This is a genomic window from Pseudarthrobacter sp. NPDC092202 (assembly GCF_044755505.1).
GTDB lineage: Bacteria > Actinomycetota > Actinomycetes > Actinomycetales > Micrococcaceae > Arthrobacter.
Window position 1 is genome coordinate 233,819 of the sequence record NZ_JBIVRG010000004.1, and the last position, 11,090, is coordinate 244,908.

The window sequence follows — 11,090 nt, forward strand, 5'->3', positions numbered from 1 at the left end:
TCAGGTACTCCGCTTCTCCGTCTGGAAGACCACTCCCGCTGCGCCGATCAGCCAACCCAGCAGCGACAGGGCGAAGGCCCCGATCAGGTCCGTGGACGCGGTTCCCTTGGCGAGCCAGAGCAGCAGCACGGCCAGGCCCACTGCGAGGTAGACAATGATGGCGGCGATGATCCGCGCCGACAGCCTGGCGGTGACGTCGGACGGGTTGATGACCGTGGGGCTTCCCTGCCCAGAGGGACCTGATGGCCGGCGGGCGTCCTGCTCCGACTCGTCACGGCGGACCTCTGCGATGGTAAATCCCAGCGCCGACGCCGTCAGGGAACTCAATGAGGTGGCCAGGACGCCGGCCGCCGTGACCAGGGCTCCATTGAGGGGCGGCGCCAGTGTCCTGCCGTCAGGCACCCAGAACCCCACACGCAGCAGCACGGAGCCCCACACGGCCACGAAGAGGCCCAGGAAAACGAACGCGATGATGTTGAACAGCTGCTGGCGGAGGAAATCCATACCACCCACTCCTCAGGTCACGCCGGCCGCTTCCCGGGAACCCGGGGCATCCCTGGAACCGTTCTAGCACTGCTGAGGAGCCCGGGCAATGGCGTCCGGCACGGCCGAAATAATTGATGCCTTTCGGCGTATATGTCGCTAGGGTGGGAGGCATGGTGACAGACGACGTATTTGCCGTCATAGCGGAATCGACCCGGCGTGACATTTTGGTTTCCCTCCGCTCAGGAGACAAGGCCGTGGGCGAACTGGTGGAGGAACTGGCGGCGAGCCAGCCCACCATTTCCAAGCACCTCAAAGTCCTTCGCGAAGCCCAGCTTGTGAGCATGAGGGCCCAGGGCCAGAAGCGCTACTACGCGCTCAACCGCAAGCCGCTCGAGGGCATTGCCACCTGGCTTGAAACCCTGGATGTGGGAGCAGCAGCCCCGGCGGTGGAAACCACTGCTGCGGCATCTGTTCCCGCTGCTGCCGCCGGCAGCAGCCAGGAACAGGCTTCCCGCACCGCCGGCAAGGCGGCTCCGGCGGACCAGGAAGCCGCGCCCGCCGGAGCAGTGGCAGCGGAAGCTGTGTCCGCCGGCGTCTTGGCGCGCGACGGCGCCGAGCTGAGTCCCGCCGTCGTCATTCCCGGCGGAACCACGGCGCCCCTGAGCGACGACACCGTTCCCCAGCAGATCGGCAGGACGGTGGGCCGGGCAGCCACCAAGGCCGCCGACCTCCTCGCGAACCTCCCCACGCTTCCGAAGTTCGGCCGCAAAAAGTAGGGGCCCCGGGCGATTATTTGTTGAGCAGGCGCACGTGGTCCGGGGTCAGCTCGGAGATCCTGCTGACGCCCAGCAGGGCCATGGTGCGGGCCATGTCCTTCTCCAGGATCTGCAGTGTGCGGTCAACGCCTGCCCGGCCCCCGGCCATCAGGCCGTACAGGTAGGCGCGGCCGATCAGCGTGAAGTCGGCACCGAGGGCAAGGGCAGCCACGATGTCCGCGCCGCTCATGATGCCGGTGTCCAGCATGATCGCGGCATCGCTGTTGTCCGCGGTGAAGGCCTGCTTGACCTCGGGGAGGAGGTGGAACGGGATGGGCGCACGGTCCAGCTGCCGGCCGCCGTGGTTGGAGAGGACCACGCCGTCGGCGCCATGGTCGACGACGCGGCGGGCATCCTCCACGGTCTGGATGCCCTTGACCACCAGCTTGCCCTTCCAGGTTTCGCGTAGCCAGTCCAGGTCCTCGAAGGTCAGCGTGGGATCGAACATGGAGTTGATGAGGTCGGCCACGGTCCCGGTGTAGCGGGACAGCGACGCGAACGTGAGCGGCTCGTGGGTGAGGAAGTTGAACCACCAGGCGGGGCGGTAGGAGGCATCCAGGACGGTTTTGACGGTCAGCGCCGGCGGGATGGTCATGCCGTTGCGGACATCGCGGAGGCGGGCGCCGGCCACGGCGGTGTCCACGGTGACCATGAGGGTGTCGTTGCCGGCCTTGGCGGCCCGCTCAATCAGCTCAAGCGAGCGGTCGCGGTCCGTCCAGAGGTACAGCTGGAACCAGTTGCGGCCGTTCGGTGCCGCAGCCGCCACATCCTCGATGGACGCGGTGCCCATGGTGGAAAGGGTGTAGGGGATTCCGGCGGCTTCAGCGGCCTGGGAACCGGCGTATTCACCTTCGGACTGCATCATCCGGGTGAAGCCAGTGGGGGCGATGCCCACGGGCAGCCGGGAGGGCTTGCCCAGGATTTCGGTGCTCAGATCGATTTTGGAGACGTTGCGCAGGATGCCGGGCCGGAACTCGATGTCCAGGAACGCCTCCCTTGCGCGGCGGAGGGTGATCTCCCCTTCGGCAGCGCCGTCGGTGTAATCAAAGGGTGCCTGCGGGGTGCGGCGCTTGGCGATGTCGCGGAGTTCCCAGATGGTGCTGGCCCGCTTGAGCCGGGCTTCCTTACTGAACTCGGGCTTCTTGAACTGCATCAGCGGCGCCAGGTCTGAGTACTTGGGGATCCGGCGCTTCAGGGCTGCCGGCACTGCGGAAGCGGCCGAAGGGGAAGCGGGTGCGGCTGCCGGGATATCGGTGGCATCCGGTGCAGGCGTTGTCTCCGGATTATTGGGCTGGATGGTGTGGGTCATGGCGTCCTCCATTGGGCGGCAGGTCCGCGTCCGGGACCTCCTGTGGTCTAACCACACTGTAGGGCATGTGGTTGGACCACATCAAGTACCATGGCCTTATGCGTACACACCAGCTTGTTTTGTCCTGGATCGAGGCCGAACTTTCCGAGGGCCGGCTGTCCGTGGGCGGCAGGCTGCCGGCTGAACGCACCCTGGCCGAGCAGCTGAAGGTCTCACGCACATCAGTCCGTGAAGCCATCCGGATCCTTGAAGCCATGGGCGTGGTCCGGGCCGGGGTGGGGTCGGGACCGGATGCAGGGACGGTGGTCATTTCGGATCCGACGGCGGCACTTGGCTCCGCGCTGCGCCTGCACGTTGCCACGCAGCACCTTCCGGTGGCGGACATCGTGGAAACCCGGGTCCTCCTGGAGTCCTGGGCGGCATCGAAGGCAAGTCCGCAGGCGCCGGAGCTGGAGGCAGCCGGCAGCCTGCTGGAGGAGATGGCCGCCGCGGGACTGGAGGTTGACGAATTCCTGGCCCTGGATGTCCGGTTCCACCTGGCGCTGGCTGATGCCGCGGGGAATGCCGTGGTCAGCGCGATGATGGGGTCCCTGCGCGAGTCCATCCAACGGTACGCCGCGCAGCTGACGTCCAACCTTCCGGACTGGGAGGCAACAGCCTCGCGCCTGAAGGCCGAGCACCGCGAGATCCTTGCCGCCATCAGGAATGACGACGGCGACCGCGCGGCACAGCTGGTGGCAGCGCACATTGAGGGGTACTACCGGGAGGCGGGGCTGGCTTCCGGAGGAACTGTACCAATCCGTCCCTGAGTTTTTGGGCAGATATGAGGACTTGGAGCCCCTTCAAGTCGTCATACGTGACCAAAAACTCCGCTGGCAGGAGGGGGTGGTCAGCCGTGGACTGCCGTGCGGGCAGCCTTGGCGGGACCGGTGCTGGCCCGCACCTCGAGCTTCGGCTGGTAGCGGCTTCCGGGGGCGTCGCTTTCCTCGTTGCGGATAAGGGCCCGCAGCTGGTGCCAGGCCTGCTCGCCCAGCTCGGTGATGGGAACGGCTGCCGTGGTGAGCGCCGGCGTCGTGTACCTGGCGAAAGGGATGTCGTCGAACCCGGTGACGGAGATGTCGCCGGGGACGTCCAGGCCCCGTTCATGCAGTCCGCTCATCAGTCCCATCGCCACCAGGTCGTTGAAGGCAAGGATTCCCGTGGCGCCGCTCTCCAGTACCGCGTCCACCGCGCCGTGGCCGGTATCGAAGTCGGAGCCGCCCTCAAGCATGGTGACTTCCACCTGCGGATGGGCCGCCTTGAAGGCCTGCAGTCCCTGCAGGCGCAGGTTGTTGGAGGCGCTGCGGGGAGGGCCTGCCAGGAAGGCGAGCCGGGTATGGCCCAGTTCCACCAGGTGTTCGGCGATATCCTGCACGCCCTGGCCATAGTCGACCACCAGGCTGGGGACCCCTGCGGCTGCCGTGGTGCGGTTGATGAGGACAAGCGGCCGGAGGGACGGCGCAATCTCCTCCAGTTCGGCGTCGCTCATGCGGGGCGCGCAGAGGACCAGGCCGTCGCACCGCCGGCGTGCCTCGCCCGCCAGGATGGTTTCCTCGCTGGAGACCTCGAAGGAATCGGCGATGAGCACGCGGTACCCGTCCTGGGCGGCAGCCCGGCTCAAGCCGCGGAGAATGGCCTGGAAGGTGGGGTTGGCGAGGTCCGGAACAACAATGCCGATGGTGTCCGTCTTGCCCAGCGCCAGGCTCCGGCCCACGGGGTTGGGCTGGTACTTCAGCTCCACCGCGGCAGCCCTGACCCGGGCTGCAATCTCCGGGTCAACCGTGAAGTTGCCGTTCATAACGCGCGAGACCGTTGCGTGGGAGACGCCCGCCTTCACGGCAACATCCGCGATGCCGATCCTGCCCGATGCCGATTTCCTGACCATGCGTGGTCCCTTCCTTCGCGCCGCTGCTGCAGGTGTGGCGCCGTTCCGTTGCAGGGCAGGATCCGAACCGACTGGCGGCGTACTCGTCAAAGCATGTAGTGACTGAAAGCATATAACGGGACGGGAAAGCGATTTCTCTTCTTTTCCCACTTTTCCCGGCCAATTTTCCCGTTCTTTCCCATTCGGGAGCCCGCCCGTAACAGAAAACGCTTTCTTCCTGCGCTGCCAATGCTTGACGGATGAGTGATGAGGTTGATACAACTCATATAGCAGCCTGAGAAAACGCTTTCTGAGGCGAGGTACAAAAAGCACCAGATCTTCACCGAACAGCGGCCCCTACCGGCCGGTTTTGAGTCTTCGAAAGGGACCCCTCATGGTCAACACAGCCGAGTCGACTTCCGCCCCAGAGGCCCGGTCCGAGGCCGCGCACAGCACCGAGGCTGCCGCCGCAGGTGCGCCCGCCCGCCAGGGCGGCAAAGCCCGGATTGCCCTGATCGGCACCGGCGGGCGTTCCGAGATGTACATCCGCGCCATTTTCGGCAAGCACGCGGATACCGCCGAGCTGGTGGCATTCTCGGACGTGAACCCCGGCCGTGTGGACTTCTACCAGAAGCTCATCCAGGAACTGGGTGCGCCAGGACCGGTCGCAGCCTTTGACCCTGCTGACCTCACCGCCTTCATCCAGTCCAACACCATCGACCGCGTCGTGGTGACCACGCCTGACTACACCCACGCCGACTACATCGTGGAGGCACTGCGCGCAGGCGCCGACGTCGTCGTCGAAAAGCCCCTGACCATCGATGCCGAAGGCTGCCGCCGCATCACCAAGGCCGTGCACGAGACCGGCCGCAACGTGGTGGTTACCTTCAATTACCGCTACTCGCCGCGCAACAGCGCTCTCAAGGAAATCATCCAGAGCGGCGTGATCGGCAAGGTCACCTCGATTGACTTCAGCTGGGTCCTGGACACCGTCCATGGCGCCGACTACTTCCGCCGCTGGCACCGTGAGAAGAAAAACTCCGGCGGCCTGCTGATCCACAAGGCCTCGCACCACTTCGACCTGGTCAACTGGTGGATTGACGACGTCCCGGAGCGCGCCTTCGCCTCCGGCGGCCTGAAGTTCTACGGAGACAAGAACGCCGCCGAGCGCGGCCTGGGTCCCCGCCCCGAGCGCGGGACGCCGGACGCCGATGCGCCCGCCACCGCTGAAAAAGATCCGTTCACCCTTGACCTTCGGGAGGACGAGCGCCTCAAGGCCCTTTTCCTGGACAACGAGCACTACGACGGCTACCGCCGCGATCAGGACGTCTTCACCGGCGGCATCACCATCGAGGACAATCTCGCACTCGTGGTGGAGTACCAGGGCGGGCCCCGCCTGAGCTACTCCCTCAACGCCCACAGCCCCTGGGAGGGCTACCGGGTAGCGGTCAACGGCACCGAAGGCCGCGCCGAGCTCGAAGTGGTGGAACGCGCCGCCGTCACGTCCAGCACGGACAAGAAGACGGTCGTGGACCCCAGCGCCACCCCCATCGAGGAAGACGACGCAATCCGGCGCAACGGCGAACGCCTGGTGGTCCAGCGCCACTGGGAAGCTGCCTACGAAGTGCCGATCGTCAACGGCGAAGGAGGCCACGGTGGCGGCGACGAACTCCTGCTCTCCGACCTCTTCAACGGCCCGGGCGAGGACCCGCTGGGCCGGCCCTCGGGCTACCTGGACGGGCTGCGCTCCGTCTCGGTGGGCATCGCCGGCAACCGCTCCCTTGAGTCCTCCCTGCCCGTACGCATCGAGGACCTGGACCTCGGCGTCGACCTCCGCCGCGGCAACTGACTCCTGCCCGGGAAACCAACCGAAGGAATAACCATGAGCAGGATCTTTGTCACGGGCGGCTCCGGCCGCCTGGGCCGCAGCGTTGTGGCGGGGCTCGCCGAAAAGGGCCACCACGTCATCTCCGTGGACCGCGACGCCGTTCCGGCGGACCAGCTGCCCGCCGGCGTCGTGCAGGAAACAGCTGACCTCCTGGCTCCGGGCGAGGCATTGCGCCTCCTCCGGGCCACAACGCCCGACGCCGTCATCCACCTTGCGGCGATAGCGGTACCGTTCAGTGCCCCTGAGGACGTCATCTTCGCCACGAACACGCGGCTCGCCTTCGCGGTGATCAGCGCGGCAACTGAAGTAGGAGTGCCGAAGATCGTCACGGCCAGCAGCCCCACCGTGCTGGGCTACGGTTCGCCGGCGGGGTGGCTGCCGCCGTCGTTCCCGCTGGATGAGCGGACGCCGCCGCGGCCGTGGAACGCCTACGCGCTGTCCAAACTCATCGCAGAGCAGACAGTGCAGACGTTCGCTGCCGCCCAGGGCGAGAAGATCCGCTACGCGGCGTTCCGGCCCTGCTTCGTCATCTCTCCGGAGGAATGGGAAGGTGCCCCAACGCAGCAGGGCCACACCCTGGCCGAACGTCTGGCTGATCCCGCCCTGTCCGCGCCTGCCCTGTTCAACTACGTTGATGCCCGGGACGTGGCGGACTTCCTGGACCTGCTCCTGGAGAAGATGCCGTCCATCCCCAACGGGGAAACCTTCTTTGTGGGAGCCGCAGACGCACTGGCCACCGCACCCCTGGCGGAGCTCATGCCGGGATTCCTCCCCGGAAGCGAAGCCCTCAGCGCCGGACTCACCGGAACCAGCCCGGCCTTCTCCATCGCCAAGGCCCAGGAACTCCTGGGCTGGCAGCCCACGCGAAGCTGGCGCACCGAGCTCAAGTCCACCACACCCCTCAACGACGAGAACTCCGCGCTGGTCACTGCCGGCAGCGGAGCCAAGGAGACACCATGAAATTTGACGGCGTACTGTTCTTCCCCGTCACTCCGTTCACGGCCGAAGGCACTGTTGACGTAGCCCTGCTGAAGGAACACATCAGCTCCCGGCTTCCGTTCGGTCCGGGCGGTGTCTTTCCCGCCTGCGGCACCGGCGAATTCCACGCTCTCAGCATCGAGGAGGTCCGCACGGTGGTCGCGGCCGCCGTCGAGGCCGTTGCCGGAAAAGTCCCGGTAGTCGCCGGCGCCGGGGGGCCGCTGGGCCACGCGATTGCCGCGGCCCGCGCCGCAGAGGAAGCTGGGGCCGACGCCCTCCTGGTCCTCCCGCCGTACCTGGTGACCGGCCCCACCGACGGCCTTGTTGCCTACGTCGAGGCCGTGGCCAATGCCAGCAGTCTGCCGGTGATCGTCTACCACCGCGGTAACGCAAAGTTCACAGCCGCCTCGATGGCCACGCTGGCTGCCAACCCGAAGGTCATCGGCTTCAAGGACGGGCTGGGAGATGTTGGCCTGGCCCAGGAAATCGTCTCCGCGGTGCGTGCCACCGGGCGGGAGGACTTCGCCTTCTTCAACGGCCTGTTGACCGCAGAGCTGACCCAGGGCGCCTACCGCGGACTGGGGATCCCGTTGTACTCGTCGGCGGCGTTCGCCATGGCTCCCGAAATCGCCAAGGCCTACTACGACGCCTACGAGGCAGGCGACGAGGACCGCCGCAACGCCCTGCTGGAAGGCTTCTACGCACCGCTGGTCCGCCTCCGCGACCAGACTCCCGGTTTCGGCGTTTCGCTGATCAAAGCCGGACTGCGGATGGGCGGACTTCCGGTCGGTTCCGTGCGCCCGCCGCTGGTGGACCCCACCGAGGAGCAGCTGGTGCAGCTGAAGGCTATCCTCGCCAAGGGCTACGAGCTGGCTGGCCGCTGATGAGCGCCCCCGCGGCTGTTGCCGTCCGCACGGAACCGCGCATCACCGGCCTTAGCACCCGGCTCATCACGGTTCCGCTGCGGCGCAGCTGGGGCGTGGAGGCACCGGAAAACCATGTGATCACCACGGAGATCCACACGGACGACGGCGGCGCGGGGCACGGTTTTTCCTGGACCCCCACCATTGGTCCGCAGGCGGTTAAGGCCCTGCTGGATTACGACATCGCCCCTTTTATCTCCGGACTGCCCGCCAACCCGGAGACGGTCTGGGACGCCGTGTGGAAACGGCTTCATGAGGCGGGTGGCGGGGGACTGACCACCATCGCCATGGCCGGCGTGGACCTGGCCCTGTGGGACCTCCGGGCATCGCGCGCCCAGACCTCCGTCGCCGGACTCCTGGGGCAGCGCCAGGAATCCGCCGAAGTCTACGGCTCCGGTGTGAACCTGCACTACACCCTTGAGGAGCTTGTAGCGCAGACCGAGCGCTGGGTTGCGGCCGGGCACCACGCGGTCAAGATCAAGGTGGGCAAGCCGGACATCCGCGAGGACGCCGAACGTGTGGCCGCTGTCCGCTCCGTCCTGGGGCCGGACCGGAAGCTGATGATCGATGCCAACCAGCGCTGGGACCTGCCCACCACCCTCAAAGCTTTGGACGTGCTGTCCGGCTACGGGCTGGAGTGGCTGGAAGAACCCATCCGCGCGGACGACCTGTGGGCCTACCGCAGGCTCCGCAAGCACTCACCGGTGCCGATCGCCCTCGGTGAAAACCTGCACACCATCTACCGCTTCCGGGATTTCATAGAAGCGGAAGCAGTGGACATCATCCAGCCGAACATCATCCGGGTGGGCGGCATTACCCCCTTCCGGCGCATCGTGGAACTTGCCCGGACCAACAGCATCAAGGTCATGCCGCACCTGCTGCCGGAACTGTCCGGCCAGCTGGCGCTGACCCTCGCGGAGCCCACCCTGGTGGAGGACGTGGAGGAGGCATCCTTTGAGCAGCTGGGGATCCTGGCAGGGCCTTCGCCGGTCCGGTTCAGCAACAGCCGGGTGACGCTCACCAACCAGCCCGGACTTGGCTTCCGCTTCACCGACGCACGCTAAGCAGAGCTATCCAGACACGATGAATCCATACCCACAGAACAGGTAATCCACGTGAGAACTGCAACCCTTTCCCTGTCCGAGCTCACGGCCGCCGCAACGGAGGCAGCCAAGATTTCCGCGGCAGCTTCCGATGCTCAGCGGGCCGCCTGGCTCACGGCCGTGGCAGACGCACTTGACGCGAACGCCGCCGAGCTGGTGGAGATCGCCGATTCCGAGACGAGTCTTGGCGCAGCCCGCCTGACCGGCGAGGTAGCCCGGACAACCGGCCAGCTGCGCCTGTTTGCGCGCGTCATCACCGAGGGGTCCTACCTGGAGGCCGTGATCGACCACGCAGACCCCGCCTCCACCCCGCCCAAGCCGGACCTGCGGCGCATCCTCCGGCCCATCGGCCCCGTGGCGGTGTTCTCCGCGTCCAACTTCCCGTTCGCCTTCTCCGTTGCCGGCGGCGATACGGCCTCGGCCCTGGCCGTGGGTTGCTCCGTCATTGTCAAAGCCCACTCGGGCCACCTCCGCCTCTCCGAGCGGACGGCGGAAATCGTTGCCGAAGCCCTGCGCGCAGCGGGTGCTCCGGAAGGCCTGTTCGCGCTGGTGAGCGGCCGCGAGGTGGGAACGGCACTGGTCCAGGACCCCGCCATCAAAGCGGTGGGCTTCACCGGCTCCATCCCCGGCGGCCGCGCCCTCTTTGACCTGGCGACATCCCGTCCGGATCCCATTCCGTTCTACGGGGAGCTGGGCAGCCTGAACCCGGTGGTGGTTACCGGGGCCGCGCTGGCAGAGCGTTCCGGGCAGCTTGCGGAAGGCCTGGCAGGGTCCTTCACCCTGGGCGCCGGACAGTTCTGCACCAAGCCCGGACTCGTGTTTATCCCGGCCGGAACCGACTTCGCCGCGAAAGTGGCGGCGGCCAGCAAGGACAAGCCTGCCCTGGGCATGCTCACCAGCCGCATTGCCGAGGCCTACCCGGACGGCCTGCGCAGCTTCGCGTCGGTGGACGGCGTGGACGTGGTCAGCGGCACGGTGGACCAGGACGCGGTGTCGGACGGCGCCGCGCCGGTGGTCTTCTCCACCTCGGCTGCCAAGGCCCTGGAACGCCCTGAGGAGCTGCTGGAGGAGTGCTTCGGCCCCACCACCATGCTCATCGAGTACTCGGACCAGGAAGAGCTGGCAGAGGTCCTGGCCAGGGTGCCTGGCAGCCTCACCGCCACAGTGCATGCCCAGCCGGGCGAGGACATCTCTGCCTTGGTGGAGCAGTTGTCAGAGCTTGCCGGCCGTGTCCTCTTTGACGGCTGGCCCACCGGAGTTGCCGTCAACTGGGCCCAGCAGCACGGTGGCCCGTACCCGGCCACCACGTCGCTGTTCACCTCCGTGGGCGCGACGGCGGTCCGCCGCTTCCAGCGTCCGGTTGCCTACCAGGATGCGCCGGAGACGGTGCTGCACCCGGCCCTGCACGAAAGCAACCCCCTGGGCATCCCGCGCCGGGTGGACGGGGAACTGCAGCTTCCCTGAAACGCTCTCTCACTTAAAGTCGCTTAAATCGAAACGCTCCCTCGGTTCCTGCCGATATTTCGGCCGGAACCGGGGGAGCGTTTTCGCGTTCGCGGGCGTCACGCAGTGCACGCCTTTGAGAAGCGAACGACGGCGCCGGCCTGGTTTGGCGGGGGAGCGGCACCTGCGGCGGGCCAAAAGGCTGCCTGGCGTGACGCCGTCGTTCCTCAGCTGATAGAGCG

At 66.9% G+C, this 11,090-nt stretch carries 10 protein-coding genes; 7 read left to right on the forward strand and 3 right to left on the reverse strand.

Annotated elements, in window-relative coordinates:
* Positions 1-504, reverse strand: coding sequence for a hypothetical protein (locus ACIQF4_RS09225; RefSeq protein ID WP_400514979.1), 504 nt, complete (start codon positions 502-504; stop codon positions 1-3).
* 152 nt (positions 505-656) lie between these two features.
* Here ACIQF4_RS09225 and ACIQF4_RS09230 point away from each other — a divergent pair, with 152 nt between their 5' ends.
* A complete protein-coding gene (locus ACIQF4_RS09230) occupies positions 657-1,262 on the forward strand; it encodes a metalloregulator ArsR/SmtB family transcription factor (protein WP_350002936.1) in 606 nt (201 codons plus the stop codon).
* 13 nt (positions 1,263-1,275) lie between these two features.
* On the opposite strand, the gene ACIQF4_RS09235 is transcribed toward ACIQF4_RS09230, so the two are convergent.
* The gene (locus ACIQF4_RS09235) at positions 1,276-2,610 is read right to left on the reverse strand and encodes an alpha-hydroxy-acid oxidizing protein (RefSeq protein ID WP_400514976.1); all 1,335 of its coding nucleotides are present in this window, start codon (positions 2,608-2,610) and stop codon (positions 1,276-1,278) included.
* A gap of 98 nt (positions 2,611-2,708) precedes the next feature.
* On the opposite strand from ACIQF4_RS09235, the gene ACIQF4_RS09240 reads away from it, so the two are divergent.
* Complete coding sequence (locus tag ACIQF4_RS09240; RefSeq protein ID WP_400514974.1) at positions 2,709-3,419, forward strand: FadR/GntR family transcriptional regulator; 711 nt, start codon at positions 2,709-2,711, stop codon at positions 3,417-3,419.
* Between the two features lie 80 nt (positions 3,420-3,499).
* Here ACIQF4_RS09240 and ACIQF4_RS09245 read toward each other — a convergent pair whose 3' ends face one another.
* Positions 3,500-4,534 carry a LacI family DNA-binding transcriptional regulator gene (locus tag ACIQF4_RS09245; protein WP_350002930.1) on the reverse strand — a complete coding sequence of 345 codons (1,035 nt, stop codon included), beginning with the start codon at positions 4,532-4,534 and terminating at the stop codon, positions 3,500-3,502.
* A 373-nt stretch (positions 4,535-4,907) separates the two neighbouring features.
* On the opposite strand from ACIQF4_RS09245, the gene ACIQF4_RS09250 reads away from it, so the two are divergent.
* From ACIQF4_RS09250 to ACIQF4_RS09270, 5 genes are read left to right on the forward strand one after another with little or no spacing between them, the layout of a single operon-like run.
* The gene (locus ACIQF4_RS09250) at positions 4,908-6,362 is read left to right on the forward strand and encodes a Gfo/Idh/MocA family oxidoreductase (protein WP_400514972.1); all 1,455 of its coding nucleotides are present in this window, start codon (positions 4,908-4,910) and stop codon (positions 6,360-6,362) included.
* A gap of 33 nt (positions 6,363-6,395) precedes the next feature.
* On the forward strand, positions 6,396-7,361 hold the full coding sequence (locus ACIQF4_RS09255; RefSeq protein ID WP_400514970.1) for an NAD-dependent epimerase/dehydratase family protein: 966 nt from the start codon (positions 6,396-6,398) through the stop codon (positions 7,359-7,361).
* Positions 7,358-8,263 (forward strand): 5-dehydro-4-deoxyglucarate dehydratase, encoded by a 906-nt coding sequence (locus ACIQF4_RS09260; RefSeq protein WP_400514968.1) that lies wholly within the window; start codon positions 7,358-7,360, stop codon positions 8,261-8,263. The genes ACIQF4_RS09255 and ACIQF4_RS09260 overlap by 4 nt, the downstream gene beginning before the upstream one ends.
* Positions 8,263-9,366, forward strand: a complete 1,104-nt coding sequence (locus ACIQF4_RS09265) for a mandelate racemase/muconate lactonizing enzyme family protein (protein ID WP_350002922.1) — start codon at positions 8,263-8,265, stop codon at positions 9,364-9,366. Before ACIQF4_RS09260 ends, ACIQF4_RS09265 begins: the two co-directional genes overlap by 1 nt.
* Positions 9,367-9,417: 51 nt before the next feature.
* Positions 9,418-10,869, forward strand: a complete 1,452-nt coding sequence (locus tag ACIQF4_RS09270; RefSeq protein WP_400514966.1) for an aldehyde dehydrogenase (NADP(+)) — start codon at positions 9,418-9,420, stop codon at positions 10,867-10,869.
* Positions 10,870-11,090: the final 221 nt, after the last annotated feature.

Bases quoted from the DNA above. Each gene is read 5' to 3' on its own strand.
- ACIQF4_RS09245 (WP_350002930.1), bottom strand. From the start codon at position 4,534: ATGGTCAGGAAATCGGCATCGGGCAGGATCGGCATCGCGGATGTTGCC.
- ACIQF4_RS09240 (WP_400514974.1), top strand. From the start codon at position 2,709: ATGCGTACACACCAGCTTGTTTTGTCCTGGATCGAGGCCGAACTTTCC.
- ACIQF4_RS09255 (WP_400514970.1), top strand. From the start codon at position 6,396: ATGAGCAGGATCTTTGTCACGGGCGGCTCCGGCCGCCTGGGCCGCAGC.
- ACIQF4_RS09250 (WP_400514972.1), top strand. From the start codon at position 4,908: ATGGTCAACACAGCCGAGTCGACTTCCGCCCCAGAGGCCCGGTCCGAG.
- ACIQF4_RS09225 (WP_400514979.1), bottom strand. From the start codon at position 504: ATGGATTTCCTCCGCCAGCAGCTGTTCAACATCATCGCGTTCGTTTTC.
- ACIQF4_RS09235 (WP_400514976.1), bottom strand. From the start codon at position 2,610: ATGACCCACACCATCCAGCCCAATAATCCGGAGACAACGCCTGCACCG.
- ACIQF4_RS09260 (WP_400514968.1), top strand. From the start codon at position 7,358: ATGAAATTTGACGGCGTACTGTTCTTCCCCGTCACTCCGTTCACGGCC.
- ACIQF4_RS09230 (WP_350002936.1), top strand. From the start codon at position 657: ATGGTGACAGACGACGTATTTGCCGTCATAGCGGAATCGACCCGGCGT.
- ACIQF4_RS09265 (WP_350002922.1), top strand. From the start codon at position 8,263: ATGAGCGCCCCCGCGGCTGTTGCCGTCCGCACGGAACCGCGCATCACC.